The sequence below is a fragment of the Streptomyces sp. NBC_01261 genome (assembly GCF_036226385.1).
Lineage (GTDB): Bacteria > Actinomycetota > Actinomycetes > Streptomycetales > Streptomycetaceae > Streptomyces.
Map to the genome: position 1 here is coordinate 240801 of NZ_CP108463.1, position 18000 is coordinate 258800.

The window sequence follows — 18000 nt, forward strand, 5'->3', positions numbered from 1 at the left end:
CGAACCGAGGCGCACGGGGCGGCGGGCTCAGCGCGGTGTCCGCCGCCCGGCCAGAGCTTCCCGGCACGACGTACGACCAGGAGCCGCAGCCGCCGCTCCCGTCCGATCCGTACACAGCAGAAGGTGGTGCATCGCCGTGAACAGAGCCCGGCCCCCGCGCTCGGAGCGGGCCGCGTCCCGCAGGCACGCCGCCAGGAGGCCCGCGTGAAGCCGGCCGGCATGTTCCTGGCCGGGCTCGGCTGCTGGCAGCCCGACGCCTTCCCCGCGTCCGAGGCGGTCGCCGCGGGTCTGTACGACGCCACGGTCTTCGCGGAGAGCGGGCTGCGCAGTGTGCTGGTCGCCGGGCCGGAGTCACCACCCGAGATGGCCGTGCGCGCCGCGCGCACCGCGCTGGGCCACTCCGCCGGCGGGGTCGCCGCGATCGGCACGGTGCTGCACGGCTCGACGTTCTACCAAGGCCCCGAGATGTGGTCACCGACCGCCTTCGTCATGCGGGAGCTGGGCATCGCGGGGGCCACCGGCACCGAGATCCGCAACGGGTGCAACAGCATGCTCACCGGTCTCGAACTGGCCGCCGGGCTGCTGCCGTTGCAGTCCGACCGCCGGCCGGACATCCTCCTGACCACGGCGGACAACTTCAACTCGCCGCTGTTCAACCGGTGGGACAGCGGGCCGATGGGGGTGATCGCCGCCGACGCGGCCAGTTCCGTCGTGATCAGCTCGCGGGGTGGCTTCGCCCGTGTCGACGCGGTCGTCTCCCGGGTCTATCCGGATTTCGAGGCGATGGCGCGCGGCGACGAACCTCTGTTCCCGCCCACCGGTTCCACGGGCCGGCGTATCGACACGGTGGAGCGCGCCCAGCAGTTCAACGAGCGGGTGCGCGAGGTCGGCGGGATGAGTGTCGCCGACGGCATAGCGAAGGCCTGTTCCCAGACGGCGCAGGCCGCGCTGGACGACGCCGGAGTCAAGGCCGCCGATCTGCGCTGGGTGCTGGTGCCCAACGGTGACGAGGCGACCACCCGCAACTGCGTCATGGAGCCGCTCGGCCTGGACGTCGCCCAGTCGCAGTGGGAGTTCGGCTGCGGGATCGGACACGCCTCGTCCAGCGACCAGTTCATCGCCCTGGACCATCTGCTGCGCACCGGACGCCTCGACGCGGGCGACCACGTGCTCCTGTTCGGCGGCGCCCCGGGCTGGTCGGCCGCGGCCGCGGTTCTCACCCTCACCGAACTGCCGTCCTGGATCTAGGAATTGACGACGCCGACAGGAGGTGCCGCGTGACGGCGCAGCAGGACCCGGCCGCTCCCCAGCCGATCGCCATCGTAGGGATGGCATGCGAGTTCCCCGGCGCCGACGGCGTCGCCGCGTTCTGGCGGATGCAGCTCGCCGGCGTGGACGCCACGTCGGACGTCCCGCCCGACCGCTTCCCCATCGACGCCTTCCACAACCCGCGACCCCGCACCCCCGGACGGATCGTGAGCCGCCGGGGCGGCTTCCTGCCCGACATCCGGGGCTTCGACGCGGCCTACTTCGGGATCTCCGGGCGCGAGGCGAGTCACATGGATCCGCAGCAGCGACTGCTCCTGCACACCGCCGCGGCGGCCGTGCAGGACGCCGGGCTGACGCTGGACCGGCTCGCGGGCAGCCCGACCGCGGTCGTCGTCGGGCAGCGGACCGCCGAGTACTGGGATCTGCTGCGGGCGGCCGGGGCGCTGGACATCTACGCCAACACCGGCACGTCACGCAGCGTCCTGTCCGGCCGTCTGTCGTTCTTCTTCGACCTGCGCGGCCCGAGCACCTCCGTCGACACGGCCTGCTCGTCCTCGCTGGTGGCCGTGCACCAGGCGTGCGCCGCGCTGCGCGCCGGGGAGGCGACCCTCGCCCTGGCCGCCGGCGTCAACCTGGTGCTCACTCCGGAGGAGAGCATCACGTTCTCCCAGGCGGACATGTTGTCCGCGGACGGCCGGTGCAAGTTCGGCGCCGCCGATGCCGACGGCTTCGTGCGCAGCGACGGTGTCGGTGTCGTCGTCCTGAAGACACTCGCTCGGGCCGAGGCGGACGGCGACCGGATCCACGCGGTCATCCACGGCTCGGCCGTCGATAACGAGGGCCGCAGCAGCGGGTATCTGATGACGCCCTCGCAGACCGGCCAGATCGACACGATGCGGCACGCCTGCGCGCGCGGCGGCGTGGACCCGCGCGCCGTCGGCTTCGTGGAGGCGCACGGCACCGGCACCCCCACCGGCGACCCGATCGAACTGCGCTCCCTGGACACGGTCTACGGCACCGGCGCGGGCCGCACGGCCGCGGACCCCCTGCTGGTCGGTTCCGTGAAGACGAACATCGGGCACACCGAGGCGGCGGCCGGGATCGCAGCGCTCATCAGGGCGGCCCTGTGCGTGGCGCACGGCGTCGTCCCGCCCGCTCTGCACAGCGGCCGGCTGACCGACGCCGTGAACTGGGACAGCATGGCGCTGGAGATTCCACAGGCCGCCCGCGAATGGGGCGGGGAAAACGCCGTACGGTACGCGGCCGTCAGCTCGTTCGGCATCTCCGGCACCAACGCTCACGTCGTCCTCGGCGAGCACCGCCCCGCGCCCGTGACACCGCGGACCGACGCATCCGGTCCGCACCTGCTCGCCCTGTCCGCCCGGACACCCACAGCGCTGCGCCAACTCGCCGCCACCTACGGCGACTTCCTCGGACCCGATGGGGAGGGCCGCCGGCATACGCTGCGCGACCTCAGTTTCAGCACCCTGGCCCGCAGCACCCATCACCGGCACCGCATGACCGTACTGGCCGCCGAACACGACCAGGTCGTACGGCAGTTGCGCGACGGCCGACCGATCGTCGCCGCCAGGGCCGCCGCGCGCTGGAAGACCGTCTTCGTGTTTCCCGGGCAGGGCTCGCAGTGGTCCGGGATGGGGCGCGGTCTGCTGCGCACCTCGGCCGTGTTCCGGGAGGCCGTCGAGGAGTGCGACCGGCACGTCCGGGCCGAACGTGGCTGGTCCGTGATCGAGCAGCTGACCTCCGGCGACGAGGCGGCCTGGCCCATCGACATCGTGCAGCCGCTGCTGTGGGCGGTCGAGGTCGGTCTCGCCGCGCTGTGGCGGTCGTGGGGAGTCACGCCCGATGTCGTGATTGGCCACAGCATGGGCGAGGTCGCCGCCGCCTGCGCCGCGGGCGCGCTCACCCTCGCCGACGGCGCCGCGGTGATCTGTCGTCGCAGCGCGCTGCTCAGGACGATCGCCGGCACCGGAACCATGGCCGCGGTGGACCTGCCCGCCGACGAACTGCGCCGGGAACTCGCCGGCGTACCGGGCGTGGACGTCGCGGTGAGCAACGGCCCGCGGCGCACCATCGTCTCGGGCAGCACCCCGGCGGTGGAGAAGCTGCTTGAGGCGCTGACGCGGCGGGAGGTGCTCACCCGGATCGTCAAGGTGGACGTGGCCTCGCACAGCACCCACGTCGATCCCCTGCTGGACACCCTGCGCACCGCACTGGAGTCGGTCCGCCCGCGCGCGGGCGCGACTCCGCTGCGCTCGACGGTGACCGGAGACCTGCTGACCGGTGCGGAACTGGACGCCGACTACTGGGTGCGCAACCTCCGCGACGAGGTCCGCTTCCACGCGGCCGTCGACGCCGAGACCGCCGACTGCGAGGCGGCGGCCGTCATCGAGATCAGCCCGCACCCGATCCTCGGCGGGGCGGTGAAGGAGTGCCTGCCCACACAGCGCACCGACGACCAGGTGGTGTCGTCGCTGCTGCGCGGCACCGATGAGCGGACCACCCTGCTGACCGCGGTCGGGCAGCTCCACCAGGCCGGGTGTCCGATACGTCTCGACGCGCTGTTCGACGACCCGGCCGCGTACGTGACACTGCCCGCCCACCCCTGGCAGCGCACCGAGTTCTGGTTCGGACCGCCCGCCGCGACGAACACGGCGGACATCCGGGCCGGGCACCCCCTCCTTGGCACGCACACGGTCCTGGACGACGGTGCCCACCGCTGGGAGGGTCCGGTCGACCTGGACCGCAGCGCCTACCTCCTGGATCACCAGGTGCAGGGGATGGTCATCCTGCCCGGCACCGCCTACCTGGAACTGGCGGTGGCCGCCGCCGAGGCCGTCGGAGCCGAGGCAGCCGTCACGGACGTCCGCTACGAGAAGGCGCTCTTCCTCACCCCGGACGCTCCGCCGACGCTGCGGGTGACGCTCCGACCGGACGGCCCGGCCTGGGCGTTCGACGTCTCCACCGCCGACGGCACCGGGTGGACCCGGCACGCGCACGCCCGGGTCGAGAAGATCTCCGAGGGCACCCGCCTGCTCGACGTCCCCGAGGAGACACCCCGACGCATCGCGGAACGCGCCCCCGACCATCTCGCCGGCGCCGAGTTCTACCGTCGGTTCGCGGCCCGCGGCAACGACTGGCACGGCGTGTTCCGGGGCATCGGCCGGGTGTGGTGCGGCGAGGGAGAGGCACTCGCCGAGATCACCGTTCCGCCGGGCCTGTCCGAGCTGTCCGGCGGTGGGCGCCACCACGCCCATCCGGCGGTTCTCGACGCCTGCGGGCAGGTCCTCGCCGCGACTCTGCCCGACACCTGCGAACCCGGCGACCAGTACGCGTTCGTCCTGGGTTCCCTGGACGCCTTCCGCCTCCACGGACCTCTCACCGGGACTCTGCACAGCCACGTGGTACGACGAGACCTGACGGCCGAGTCCTTCAGCGGTGACATCTCCGTCCGGAACGAACAGGGCACACTGCTGGCCGAGTTCCGCGGTCTGCGCATCCGCTGGCTGGTACGGCAGGAGGACCCCGGCCCGCTCACCGACTGGCTCTACCGGCCCCGCTGGCTTCCTGCGCCCCCGCCCACGCCCGCTCCTGAACCGGCCGCGGGCGCCTGGCTGGTCTTCGAGGACGAGGAGTTCGGGCCCCGGCTTGCCCCGGCGCAGGGCGCCCGGATCGCCGTACGCCCCGGAGAGCGGTACGGGCGCGACGACGACGGGACCTACCGCATCGACCCGTCCCGTCTCGACGACTACGCCCGGCTGGTGTGCGAGGCCGGACGCGACCGGCCCGGAGGTATCGCGGCCGTCGTGCATCTGTGGAGCCTGCGGACGTCACGGCCGGTCGGGGAAGTTCCGCTGGGCCTGGGGAGCGCACTGCTGCTGGAACGGGCGCTGTCCACGGCCCGGTGGGAGGGGCCCCTCCCCCGGCTCGTCCTCGTGACCCGGGGCGCGGAGACGGTGGTGGACACGGACGGAGCACCGGACCCGGAACAGTCCGCCGTGTGGGGCTTCGGACGCACGACGGCGAGCGAACTGTCCACCGTCCCGCACACCCTGATCGACTTGGACCCGGCGCGGGGCGCGGAGCAGACCGAGGCGCTGGCCCAGGAGATCACGGTCGGCAACCGGGACGAGGACCAGATCGCGCTGCGCGCGGACAGACGCCACGTCCTGCGCCTGCACCGCTTGGCGCCGACACCCTGCCCCGACGAGGTCACCGAGCTGGTGCCGGGCCGCAGCCATGACGCACACCCGGTGCGTGCGGTGCCCACGACGCGACAGCCGACCACCGACGAGGTGCGGATCGCCGCGGCTTACAGCGCGGTCGGCTTCCGCGACGTCCTCCGGGCGGCCGGGTCTCGCTCCGCGCACGACGACGGCCTGACGGGCCGGGAGACGTCCGGCACGGTGACGGCCGTCGGCGCCTCGGTCAGAGGCGTGTCCGTGGGCGACCGGGTGGTGGCCATCACCCAACAGGGACAGGCCACAGAGGTCTTCGCCGATCGTCGGCTGACCCACCGGCTGCCCAGCTCCCTGGGCCTCGCCGAGGCCGCCACCGTGCCGATCCCCTACCTGACGGCTTGGTACGGCCTGGTCGAACTTGCGGCGTTGCGTGCGGGCGAGAAGGTCCTCATCCACTCGGCCACGACGGGCGTAGGCCTCGCCGCGCTCCAAGTGGCGCGGTGGCGCGGCGCCGAGATCCACGCGACCGCCGGCAGCGACCGGCGACGAGCCCTGCTACGAGCGATGGGCGTGGCCCATGTGGCCGACTCCCGGGGCGACTTCGCGGGTCCCCTGCTGGCCAGGACGCACGGCACGGGCATGGACGTCATCCTCAACTCGCTGACGGGCTCGGCCGTCGACCAGAACCTGAGCATGCTCGCCCCGTACGGGCGCTACGTGGAGTTGGCCGAACAGAATCCGCCGGCGGACCGTCCGACGGACCCGCGCGGGCTGCCGCACGGCTCCTCCGTCCAGGTGCTCGACATCGACGCCTTCTGCCGCGAGTGTCCCGAACGGGCGGGAGCGCTGCTCGACCGGGTCCTGCGGTTGGTAGCGGCAGGTGAACTCCCGCCACTGCCGGCCGAGTTGTACCCGCTGGACGCGATCGGTGCGGCGTTCGACGACATGCGCGCGGCCCGGCACACCGGCCGGGTGCTCGTGGACCTGGGGCCACCTCAGGTCGACCTGCCGATACCCCGGGCGAAGGCACCCGCACCCACACGGCTGCGGCCGGACGCCACCTATCTGGTGACCGGCGGCGCCGGCGGCATCGGCTCCGAGGTGTCCCGCTGGCTCGTCGTGCGCGGCGCCCGGCACCTGCTGCTCACCGGCCGCTCCCTGCCGGGTACGGCGTCCACGTCGGGAGGCGATGCCGCCGCCCTGCTGGAGGAACTGCGCGGTCAGGGTGTCGAGGTGCAGTACGCACCGGTGGACGCGGCGGACGAACGGTCGATGCGGCGTCTGGTCGAACATCGCCGCAGCACCGGCCACCCGGCGGTGCGGGGCGTCTTCCACACGGCCGGCGTGTTCATGTACAAGCCGATCGGCGAGACCACTCTGCGGGATCTGGAGGCCGTGCTGCGCCCCAAGCTGGAGGGCGGCCGGGTCCTCGACCGGATCTTCGAGGACGGCCTCGATCACTTCGTACTGTTCTCCTCCGGAAACGCGCTTCTGGCTTCACCCCACGTCGCCGCGGCGGCATCCGCCAACGCGGGCCTCGACGCCCTCGCCCGTGCACGCCGCAGCCAGGGCCGTGCGGCACTGTCGGTCAACTGGGGCTTCTGGAGCGACCGGGGCATGGCCGCGAGGGCGGGCGCGCGACTCGGACGGAACCTGATCCCCCGCGGCATGACCGGTTTCACGTCCACGGCCGGACTCGCGGCCCTGGACCATCTCTTGGCCACCGGTAGCGGGGACACGCTGGTCATGCCGGTGGACTGGGCGGAGTGGCGAGCCACTTATCCGGCGGCGGCCGCGTCCCCGTTCCTGCGGGATGTGGTGGATGGGGCGGGGGCACGCCCTGTAGCTGTCGCCCAGCCCACTCCATCGCGTGCGCACAGGACGACGCCCACCGCACCGGCACTCGCCGACCGGCCGACCGCTCCGACGCCGACGCCGACGCCGACGCCGCAGGATGGAGCGGCCACCGCTGGCGGGACGAACGGTGCGACGCGGACCGCCGGTCCGGACGACACCACACACCGGACACCGAATGCGTCGATGCCGACCGCCGACCGGTCGGCACTGTTCAGGGACGGGATAGCCGCCATCCTGCGCGTCGACGCCGACCACCTCGACCCGGAGCTGGACCTGACCAGCCAGGGCCTCGACTCACTGATGGCGGCTCAGCTACGGCAGGAAGTGCAGCGCTCACACGGCGTGCTGCTGCCGGTCGGCAAGATCCTCAGCCGCACAACACTCCGGGAACTGACGGATCACCTGCTCGCCGCTGCCCCGCCGGAGTGAGTGCGGCGCATCGACCCCGCCGACGCACCGTACGAGCCCTCTGCGCACAGGGTATTTGCCGATGCGCCGAACAGCGAAACGAGGAAAAGAGAACCGGTGGACACCGACTCACTCGTCACGCACGTCCTCGCGGCCCTGGCGCTGGTGATCACAGCCTCCTGGGCCTTGGGTGCACTGGCGCGCCGACTCCGACAGCCCCCGGTCATAGGGCAGTTGCTCGCGGGAATAGCACTTGGCCCGAGCCTGCTGGGATTGACACCGCACGGCATCCACGCGGCATTGTTCCCGGAGGAGATCAAGCCGGTCCTGACGGCAATGGCCCAAGTAGCCCTGGCACTCTTCCTGTTCGCCGTCGGCTACGAACTCGACCTCGGTCAGCTCCGTCAGCGCCGCGCGGTGACCACCGTCTCGCTGAGCGGCTTCGCCCTGCCGATGGTGATGGGAGCCGGCCTCGTCGTACTCCTCCCCGGGGCGTTCCGTTCCGTCAACGGCGGCCGACCGGTCGACGCGAACTTCACCCTCTACATGGCGGTCGCCCTCTCGATCACGGCGGTGCCCGTACTGGCCAGCATCATCAGGGACCAAGGGCTCGCCGGCAGCGGGCCCGCCACCATCGCGATGGCTGCCGCCGGCGTCATCGACGTGTTGAGCTGGCCCATCCTCGCGGTCTGCCTGATCGGTGGCGGACAGGATTCCCTGGGTGAGTGGCTCACCAGGACGGGGCTGCTGATGGCCTACGTACTGGTGATGGTCTTCGCCGTACGACGGCTGCTGGTGTGGTGGATGAACCGGCCGGGCTCCGTACTGACCGATCCCGTGCCCGTCGCCACCGCGCTGACCCTGGCCTCGGCGTGGGCGACCAACGCCCTCGGGCTGCATGTGATCTTCGGCGCGCTGCTGGCCGGTGTCGTCATGCCCCGTCAGCGCGACGGAATTCCCGACAGCCGGGTGCTGCGCCCGCTTCAGGAGACCGGAAGCCTGCTGCTGCCCGTGTTCTTCACAGTCTCGGGGTTGTCGGTCCAGCTCAGCGGACTCCGCCTCTCCGACGTGTTGTTGCTTCTCGCACTGTGCCCCGCCGCGGTGGCCGGCAAGGTGGCGGCCGGGTCTCTGTCGGCCCGGCGCGGTGCCCGACTGCCGTGGCGGGACTCGGTGTTGGTCGGGGTACTGCTCAACACACGGGGCCTCACGGAACTCATCGTCCTGAACGTGGGGTTGCAGGCCGGACTGATCGGGCCGCGCCTGTACGCGCTGCTCATCATCATGGCCCTCGTCACGACGGCGGCCACGGGACCGCTGATCCGCGCCCTGCGCCGACCGACCACTGCCGCCGAGGGGGCGGCGGCCGAACCCCGCGCCGCCAACGGGAGCACTCCGAACGCCCAGCCGGGGACCGGCACCGAGGCGACTCCGCGGCCGAGGAATTCGTAGAAGGCGTTGGCCACCTGCTCGACCGTCACACCCGCGCCTCGGTTCCTCGCGACCCGCACGACGTCCTGGCGGAACTCTTCCGGATACGGCTTTGGCACAGCGACATCCGTCCCACCTGCCCCACAGGGCAAGCCAGCCCAGATGGCCGACGCGGCCGTTCAGATGAGCAGGGTAGTTCGAACCAGGGCGCGTTCTTCAAGCCCGCGTCCGGGTGGTCCCTGCGCCAGTGGAGGCAGTTCGGTGACGCGGCGGTGGACGCGGACCATCTCGGTGTGGTCCCCGCGCCGGCGGAGGTAGTTCGATGACCCCGGCCGACGGCTGCCCGTGGGCGTCGTGGGCCACCGACCGGCGCGGCGGGTCAGAACGAACCGGGCTCGATGATCTCCTCACCCTCGTCATGAGGGGGCTCGAACCGGGCGTAGAAGTCGTCCAGCGCCTCCGGGGTGACGGTCAGCGCATTGCCGTCCTCGCGCTGGTTGCGCTCCTCCAGGCGCCGCAGCAGCTCTTCCCGGGGGACCGGAAAGACAGCATCTTCGGGCGGCCGACCGCCTCGACGACGAGCTTCTTCCACTCCTCGCGGTCCGAGCACAGCCACAGCCCGTGGTCCAGCAGCGTCCGGGTGTGTCCAATCAACGTGCTGTTCGCGATGCTCCGCGACGGCACATTCTACGAACCCAGAACCCCACGCGTCGCTTGACGAAAGACATAGAGGCACCCCCCAGGCGGCGCGGCTCGGAGACCACATCGACCAGGTCGCCCTCGCCAGCCAGCTCGGCGCATGCTCGCGGTAGCGCGCTCATGGGCGCCCTCCTGTCGTTGTGCGGTCCACACGGTGCGCGGTTGGAGGGGTGGCCGTGCAGGAGTTCTCGCAAGCCCCGGCGCCTCCCGCACGGCGTGCAGGTGCTGGTCGATCAGGGACCGCAGTTTGGGTGTCAGTTGCGGGTGGTCGCCGCGGGAAGCGGACTGGAGCAGTTCGGCGCAGACAACAAGGAGGGCAACGCGGCCGGCGGCGCCGTCGAGGAACGCGGCGAGTTCGCGGCGGATGCGTAGCGCGGTGTCGGGGCGAGCTGGGCGTAGGCGCAGAGCGTGGCCGCGTCGTAGCCGCGGGGTGCGATGCCCCAGCCCTCCCAGTCGAGGATGGTGGCGCGGGCGGTGAGGTTGGCGGCGTGGAAGTCGCCGTGCACGCACGTCCACTCGGTGATCTGCGGCGCCGGTAGTCCGGTGCACTGGGGGACGGCGCGGGCGATGTACTCCTGCCGTACGGCGGTGCGGTCGGTGGGGGTGGCGGCGATCGACGTGGACGTCGCGTACGGAACCGTCATGTTCCTGGAGAGAGGACAGCTGCGCGGTCTTCGCCACCGAATCGGGGACGTCCATCTCACCGGCTGACCGACGGCGACCTGAGCCGTCCGGTGCTGGTGGGTCGACGGCCCGGCCGCGATGTCAGTGGGTGTCTCTAGCATGGACGATGCCAGGGTGTTGGGCCGAGCGTGCTGAACAGGCCCAAGGCCCCGGCGCGTTCAGCGACCATACGGGCATCGGGACATCAGAACGTCAGGAGTGCTGTGCGATCAATCTTCGGGGATTCCGCCGCAGACCCGGAAACCGGGACAGTCGCGGAGCGGCTCAGGACCGTCGAACAGTGGGGCTCCTTCCTGGCTGAGTACGGTGCCGACGTTCTGCGGGTTTCGGCCGAGGGCGAGTTGTTCAACGTCAGCGACGAGCAGCGGGCCGCCGGGTGGCTGGGCTACGAGGGCGCTGACGTGCAGCGGATCGCGGCTCTGGAGGGCCGGCTCGGCACCCGGCTCCCGCCCAGCTATCGCTCGTTCTTGGGCGCCTCCGACGGCTGGTCGCGCCTCGGCCCGTTCATGTACGAGATGCGTACGACCGGCGCCCTCGACTGGCTCGACGACGATGACGCCGACATGTACATGGACACCTATGACGATGAGCAGGACGACACGAGCGAGCGCGTCAGGGCCCCCGTCCTGCTCATCGCGGACGAAGGCGACGCCCAGTCCTGGCTGCTGGACTCCGGGGACGTGTCGCAGGACGGGGAGTGGGCCGCGTACACCTGGTCGAGTTGGCAACCGGGTCTGAGCGACCGGTACGGGTCATTCGCCGAGTTGGTCGCGGCGGAGCGCAACTCGTTCGAGGAACTCAAGGGCTACGAAGGCCGCGCCGTCCGTCCAGATGGGGCCGAGCAGCTAGTGGCCGAGGGTCGCGCACAGGCCCTGCGGGGCGAGGCCGAGAGGGCGGTGGCCACCTTCGAGCAGGCCGCCGTCAAAGGGTCAGGGGCCGGTGCCTACCTGGCTGTCATACTGGGCGCCTTCCTCGACCTGGCCTACGCGCACCACCATGTCCGCAACGGCATCCTCGGGAGCCCGCATGTCATCGAGGCGGTCGGCCTCGAGCAGGTACGTGCGGAGGCCGTGCCGCTGTATCTGCGTCGCACGGTGGAAGAGTACGGACCCGGGAGGGACTTCTCGTCGGCGCTAGTGCCAGAGCTCCGTATGTCCGAGGGCAAGCCCGTCACGGACTGGATCCCCCACGCCGCCGCGTCCACCCCGCCGACGCTTCCCGAATCCCCCGTCTTCCAGGAGGCCCTGGACACGGCCCGGACGATCGCCCGGTCCGGCGCCACCGACGACGCCTGGACCGTCATCGAGACCGCTCTGCCCCACTGGCACTCCGAGTCGCCGCACCGCATAGCCCCGGTCATGCTCCTTACCGACCCGGCCTTCCGTGAGGTGATCACCGCACCCCGGGCCCGTCTCGTCGTCACCACGCCGCGAGGCGAGGCGCGCGAGCGGCAGCAGCCCGGGTGACGACGAGAGGGCTTCAGCATCGCGCTTCGCGAGATGGGTGTCTGATACTTGATCAAATAAGCCGGGAGCGTCTCTGCCCTGGGACGGTGGGATGTTTCAAGGGTCCTGTTCGTCGTCAGGAAAGCTGCACTACTCCGGTGCAGAAGCGTACCGATTCGTACCCACGTGTCCGCGTCGAGGATGGCGGCCGGGCGGTAGCCTCACAGGCCGAGAGCGTGCTGCTGGTCGAGACCGTCCGCAAGGCCGCTGTGGACACCGCGATATCAGCGGCGCTGACGCCGTGGCGCAAGCCGCGGGAAGTGCACGGTCCACGGCTGCACGAAGTGCGCGACGTCGTATCCCGCCCCTGACCCCACGGCATCATCGGCTTGCCGGCTCCCGGCCGACTCCGACGTGCGCCGCCGGACACCACCCTGTGCGTGACGGACAGCCGTCACGGGGTGACGTCTACGACAACGGCCGTCCTCGCGCGTCAGGCGGATGTTTCCCTCCGCAGCCGCCACGCCCGGGTACGGCACTTCGGCGAGCAGTACACAGAATCCGTCCGCTTACGGACGGAGACGGACACCCCGTACACCGGACAGCGCCCCTGCCCCCCACACCATCCCGCCTCCGGCCAGTTCCGCGTTCAGGGAGGAGACGGCCCGGCGGTAGGTGTCGTTGTACCGCTTCACCCGCCGCCGATGCCGGCCCCGGCACGTCGCACCGCAATACCGGCGCCTCGGCCCCGCATCCCGCGGCAACGGCATCCGGCACTCCCCGCAGCGGCGCATCTTCCTTCTCACCCCGACAGCCTCCCGCCCCCGCGCCCGCGGCGCGGAAGAAACCGCCGGACTCCCGCCTCTTGGATTCGGGTGCAGCTGATGAGGACCGTCAGTGGCTCGACTGGGCAATGCCGTCGGCGAGCTGCCCCACCACGTTCAAGATCCCCTGCCCGAAAGCGGTCGGAGCGGCCAGCACGCCGAACACCAACACGATGAGCACGGTCAGCTGCTCATCCGTCCGCTTCCTCGCCTGGGTACGGCGCCGAAGTCTCAGCACGATGATGACCGCCAGAAGCACAGCCACATTGATCGACAGCACCATGAGAGCCCCCTCCTCCGAATACACCTCGTTCAGAGGTAGCCAGCACGGGCAGTAGAGGCAGCTCAGCGACCGGCAGATGACAACAGACACACGCAGTTCGGCCGGATCCGCAGGGTTGCGCAGAACGCCGTGACTGCTTTCGACCTTGAACGGTCCGACCAGCGAATCTCCCTGATGGTCGAACCTGATCACAGGTCAGCCCATCCGGCCGGTGCGCGTGGATGGCGGCCCACCCCGATGCCAGGACGCAAACGGGAGTGCGGGACGCGGTGAGGAAACCGATTCCTGTACGGGGTGAACAGCCGCTCACACCTCAGCCTGGATGTATTCGCGTCCTGCGACGGGAAGGGGCCTGCGCCCTTGAGCAGCCCCGGTCTGCGCTTATGCGTCCGGGGAGTGTGTGCTGGTGTCCCGGCACGGCTTCCGCCTGTGACACTCGCTTGAGGAATTCGATCAGCGGGGCGTCACTGCATGCTGCGGCTGGTACTTCGCTGCTGTACGGCGACCTGCTCCACCTCATTGGTCCTGCTGCCGTTGCCTACGACGCAACCCCACGGCGCCAAGGACGGCGCCGCAGAAAGTGCCGCCTACTGTCATGGGGAGGTTGGAAGCGAAGGTCCTCAGAGGGGATGTTCAAGGAAGGCCCGGAAGAACGCGATTCCGATCAGGTCGACGGTCAGTGTGGTCGCCCACAAGATCAGTACGAGCAACCATGTACTCCGGGTACTCAGTCAAGAAGTCATGGGCTCATCATGCGTCCGACATGCCGCAGACCGCAGTCGCCCCCGCTGGCAAGTCGCACACGACCCGCCCCGAAAGACGGCCGGTTGAGCACCTGTTCTCCTCAAGCACGACCCGCCCCGGCTTCCATCCCGTCCACCGTCGACCCACACACCGTGGAGCGGGCGTGGTTGCTGGCGACCGGCGACTGGCCCACCCAAGTCTCGATTGTCGGACGTCCGGCCAGACAGGGGCGTTGTGCAAGCGGCCGGCGGCCGTCTCACTTGACCGGGGACGGCAAGTGTCACGCCTGGACGGTGGGGCGAACGTTGATCTCGCCGATCTCGACGTCGCTGGGCTGCTCGATGGCGAAGGCCACCGCGCGGGCGACCGCCGCCGGAGAGATGCCCACCGCGTCCATGTTCTTGCGCGTCTGCTCGCGGATGTCCGGATCTGCCATGGAGTCGGCGAGATCGGTGCGGATGTATCCCGGTGAGATGGCTGTCGTGCGCACTACCCCGTCGGTGGACTCCCTGCGCAGCCCCTCGTGTACGGTGCGCACCGCGTTCTTGGTCGCGGCGTAGACAGCCATCGAGGGGGACACGCCGGACAGGCCGGCCACGGAGACGATGCTCACCAGGTGGCCCGAGCCTTGCTCGCGGAAGGCGGGCAGCGCGGCGGCGATGCCGTTGAGCGTGCCGCGAAGGTTGACGTCGATCATGGCCGACCAACTCTCGGTGTCGAGGTCGGTCAGCGGGCTGATCGGGGCGATGCCGGCGTTGTTCACCAGGACGTCGATACGGCCGTACTGGCCGATGGTGGTGGCGACCAGGCGCTGCAGGTCCTCGGCCTTGGTGACGTCGACGACACATGTGGCGGCACGACCCCCCTGGTCCCGGATGTCGTGCGCTATGGCGTCGATGCGCTCGCTGCGGCGCGCTGCGAGGACGACCGCAGCGCCGCGCTGGGCGAGCAGCCGGGCTGTGGCTTCGCCGATACCGCCGCTCGCTCCGGTGATGGCGACGATCTTGCCGTGAAGAGAGAGCACTGCTGCCTCCAGGTAAAGTGGACACGTGTCCGGCGCGTGGTCCACCCTACCGGACACGTGTCCACTTGTTAGCGGCGGAACACCAGGAGAGGCCCTATGAGCGCGCCAGGACACCGTCCGGATGCGGTGCAGAACCGGACCCGCATCGTCGAGGCCGCCCGCGCAGCCCTCGCCGAGTCCCACCACGTCCACCTCAACGAGATCGCCAAGCGCGCCGGTGTGGGCCAGGGAACGCTCTACCGGAACTTCCCCAACCGCGAAGCGCTCCTCGCCGAGGTCTACCGGCGCGACGTGGAAGAACTCGTGACCGCCGCCCCCGCTCTGCTGGCGGAACACGAGCCCGTGGAAGCCCTGCGTCACTGGCTCGACCGAGTGATCGACTACGCCGAGATCAAGTACGGCGTCCTGGCAGCGCTCGAGCCGGCGGCGTGGCAAGGCCTTGTCGCCCACAGCCACAACCCCATCGAAAGCGCCCTCAACCACCTGCTGGACGCCGGGAAAGCAGCCGGTTCTCTCCGCACGGATGTGGACGCCCGGGGGGTCCTCCTGCTCATCGCCTACCTCGGCCGACTGGACCGAGACGAATGGGAACCAACAGCACGGCCGCTGATGAACGTCATCCTCGAAGGCCTTTGCCGACGGGACGTGGACCGGCGAGGGCAGCAGACCCCGAAGACATCCTGAACAACAACCACAGCATCACCAAATAGCAGAGGCAAGACGTCGGCTCCGCCATCGAGCAGTGTCAGTTCTCACCGATATTCCGCTGCTCGGTGATCGACAAATGCTGCCCGAACTCGGGTTCTGGCGCACTTTCCGTGGAGTGGTTACGGAGAGTCAGACTTTCGGGGCCATGCGATGACGGTCTGGATGGGCACAGAGTCGAGGCGAAGTGAGTTCGAGGGCCCGGTTGTCGCGTCCGGCGCTCATGTGGTTGAGCCAGCGTTCGTACCAGTCGAGGAAGTCGGTGGCGGAGGAGACGTTGGGGCCCCAAAACCCGTCGCTATTGCGAATCAGCATGCGACCGGTGAGAGGACCGGTCACTGCGATGAGGCATACGTCGGTGCAACCCATCTCGATAACGTGGAGGAAGAGGTCGCCTTCGTGATCCCCCGGTCCTGCGTCGTCAAATCCGCGGGGTGTTCCTGGCTCTCCGCGAGGATTCATGACCAGCAGGGAACATTGATCCAGCGGCATGAGGCCGTAGAACGGCGCCGCGCCCGAGCCGCTGATGTGCGTGAGGAACTGCCGATAGGCGCCGGGCAGGGCGATGTCGTGCTCGGCCTCAAACGCGGTGACGCGTGTTTCCGCCAGCTTCGGACCAAGGCAGAACTGGTGTTGCTCTTCACCGAAGGAGTGGCTGCGCAGTGGTTGGAACGGGATCGCTGCCAGCTTGCGACGCAGGCGGGGTATGCGGGGATCCATGGTGCATCTTCTCTTGTCCCAGTCACCCTATGGGTGGGTGTGGTCAGCTGGCCAGGAGAACTCTTTTCCGCAGGAGAGCGAAGCCGGCCCGGCCGAACATCTGCCGCTTGAGCATCTTGATCCGGTTGCCGTGTCCTTCAACGACGCCGGAACTCCAGGGCAAAGTGAGGCCGGCCATGACGGCGTCGCGGTCACGGTCGATGCCGGCGGCAAGGGAGTAAAGCCTGGGGAAGTCGTCGCGCCTGACAGCGTCGAGCCACTGCGGAAGCCGTTCGCCCTGGCGCTCGGTGAGCATCTGAGCGAAGGACCTGACGTGACCGGCAAGGGCGTCGGATTCGGGGCAGTTGACCAGGACCGTCTTGAGCCGGAGTTGTTCGATCTCGGTGAGGGATTCCGGGCGGCTGAGAATCCAATTGGTCACCAGGCGGGGCGCCGGTGGCTGTGCGGTGATCGGTCCGGGTGAGGTGCGCTTCCTCCTGATGTAGGCGCTGACGATGCCGTAGCTGCCTTCGTAGCCGAGCGGGACGATCTCCTCTCAGAGCTTCCAGGCATTGGTTGCGCCCTCGTTCCAGCGTTCGTCGAGGTAGGGCTTGTAGTCGTCCAAAGCGGAGGTCCGGTTGTATTGCCATTGCCCGTGGAAGGGGTCTTCGGGCCTGGCGGCGTCGGCGAGGCTTTTGACGGTGCGGTGGGTCATGCGGAGCTGGCGGCCGATGGAGCGGCGGCTGTGGCTGGCGTCCAGCATCGCGTGGACGGTGGCGTGCCTGGCCCGGATGCGGTTGGCGAACCGGTCGCTCTTCCAAGGCGACGTCATGGTCTCTTCAGACGGTGTGGGCTCGTCGCGATCTTCACCGTCACCGGCCGGTTCGGGAACCAGGACACGCAGGCACTGGCGGTGACGGGCTACGGCCCGTTCGGCGGCCTCACTGAGGTTGTGCCACAGGTGCCAACGGTCGGCAACCTGAGTCGCCTGGGGTGCTCCGGCCGTGGCGCCTTCGGCGAAGAACGGAGCCCGATCCCGGCAGACCACCTCGATGCCGGGCCGTTTGGCCAGCCAATTGGCCAGGCTGGACGCCTCCCGGTCAGGCAGCAGGTCCACTGGTCGTCGGGTTTCGACATCGACCAGAACCGTGCCGTAGACGCGGCCCTTGCGCGTGGCGTACCCATCGACGCCGACCACTCGCGGGGCAGGCGCCTCCGGCTCGGGCAACGCATCGAGCAGTCGCAGGACCGTGCTGCGGCTGACGGACACCCCGAAGACGCTTGCCATCCTGGCGCCCGCCCGGCCAGCGAGCGCGAGACCAACCGCAGCAAGCGTCGAGCGCAGCCGCTCAGTCCAGCGGCTGTATCTCCGGGTCAGCCCCGGCATTTGCTCGACAAAGGTCCGCCGTCCGCACGAAGCATCCCGGCAGAAGAACCTGCGGACCCGCAGACATAGGACAACCTGCCGTCCCGCGCTGGGCACATAGGCGGGAAACGGCAGGTAAGAGCTGTGTATCCGGCTCGAACCGTTCCCGCAATCCGGGCACGCGGCCCTGGACGCCGCGCTACAAACCTCGATACGTACCGTCTCGTCGTTCACGTCCACCGACAGCACCGTCACGTCTGCGACCGACGGGAACAACAACTCTTCCAGCCGGACCACTGTTTCTTCCACGGCGCCGAACTGTCGCCCACGCGAGCACCACCACTGATCATTTTCAGGCAACTTCCC

At 69.9% G+C, this 18000-nt stretch carries 10 protein-coding genes and 2 pseudogenes; 7 read left to right on the top strand and 5 right to left on the bottom strand.

Annotation, left to right across the window (positions count from 1 at the left end):
* The first annotated feature begins 123 nt into the window (after window positions 1-123).
* The 4 genes from OG226_RS00970 to OG226_RS00985 all read left to right on the top strand — a co-directional run bounded on the left by OG226_RS00970 (window position 124) and on the right by OG226_RS00985 (window position 9879).
* Window positions 124-1248 (top strand): ketoacyl-ACP synthase III family protein, encoded by a 1125-nt coding sequence (locus OG226_RS00970; RefSeq protein ID WP_329347326.1) that lies wholly within the window; start codon window positions 124-126, stop codon window positions 1246-1248.
* Window positions 1249-1277: 29 nt separating this feature from the next.
* Window positions 1278-7754, top strand: coding sequence for an SDR family NAD(P)-dependent oxidoreductase (locus OG226_RS00975; protein ID WP_329347327.1), 6477 nt, complete (start codon window positions 1278-1280; stop codon window positions 7752-7754).
* 96 nt (window positions 7755-7850) lie between these two features.
* Complete coding sequence (locus OG226_RS00980; protein ID WP_329347328.1) at window positions 7851-9182, top strand: cation:proton antiporter; 1332 nt, start codon at window positions 7851-7853, stop codon at window positions 9180-9182.
* 301 nt (window positions 9183-9483) lie between these two features.
* A complete protein-coding gene (locus tag OG226_RS00985) occupies window positions 9484-9879 on the top strand; it encodes a hypothetical protein (protein WP_329347329.1) in 396 nt (131 codons plus the stop codon).
* A 235-nt stretch (window positions 9880-10114) separates the two neighbouring features.
* Here the strand turns inward: OG226_RS00985 and OG226_RS00990 are convergent, their stop codons facing one another.
* Window positions 10115-10504 carry a phosphotransferase gene (locus tag OG226_RS00990; protein ID WP_329347330.1) on the bottom strand — a complete coding sequence of 130 codons (390 nt, stop codon included), beginning with the start codon at window positions 10502-10504 and terminating at the stop codon, window positions 10115-10117.
* A gap of 243 nt (window positions 10505-10747) precedes the next feature.
* Here OG226_RS00990 and OG226_RS00995 point away from each other — a divergent pair, with 243 nt between their 5' ends.
* Both OG226_RS00995 and OG226_RS01000 read left to right on the top strand, forming a co-directional pair.
* Window positions 10748-12010, top strand: coding sequence for an SMI1/KNR4 family protein (locus OG226_RS00995; RefSeq protein ID WP_329347331.1), 1263 nt, complete (start codon window positions 10748-10750; stop codon window positions 12008-12010).
* Window positions 12011-12147: 137 nt separating this feature from the next.
* Window positions 12148-12321: pseudogene (locus tag OG226_RS01000) on the top strand (IS1380 family transposase); the annotation flags it as partial.
* Window positions 12322-12883: 562 nt separating this feature from the next.
* On the opposite strand, the gene OG226_RS01005 reads toward OG226_RS01000, so the two are convergent.
* Window positions 12884-13096: a hypothetical protein gene (locus tag OG226_RS01005; protein ID WP_329353279.1), complete on the bottom strand. Its 213-nt coding sequence runs from the start codon at window positions 13094-13096 to the stop codon at window positions 12884-12886.
* Between the two features lie 1024 nt (window positions 13097-14120).
* On the bottom strand, window positions 14121-14864 hold the full coding sequence (locus OG226_RS01010; RefSeq protein ID WP_329347332.1) for an SDR family oxidoreductase: 744 nt from the start codon (window positions 14862-14864) through the stop codon (window positions 14121-14123).
* Between the two features lie 96 nt (window positions 14865-14960).
* On the opposite strand from OG226_RS01010, the gene OG226_RS01015 reads away from it, so the two are divergent.
* Window positions 14961-15548, top strand: a complete 588-nt coding sequence (locus tag OG226_RS01015; RefSeq protein ID WP_329347333.1) for a TetR/AcrR family transcriptional regulator — start codon at window positions 14961-14963, stop codon at window positions 15546-15548.
* Window positions 15549-15701: 153 nt separating this feature from the next.
* On the opposite strand, the gene OG226_RS01020 is transcribed toward OG226_RS01015, so the two are convergent.
* Window positions 15702-16289 (bottom strand): SMI1/KNR4 family protein, encoded by a 588-nt coding sequence (locus OG226_RS01020; RefSeq protein WP_329347334.1) that lies wholly within the window; start codon window positions 16287-16289, stop codon window positions 15702-15704.
* 43 nt (window positions 16290-16332) lie between these two features.
* Window positions 16333-17943, bottom strand: a pseudogene (locus OG226_RS01030) (ISL3 family transposase).
* Between the last annotated feature and the right edge of the window lie 57 nt (window positions 17944-18000).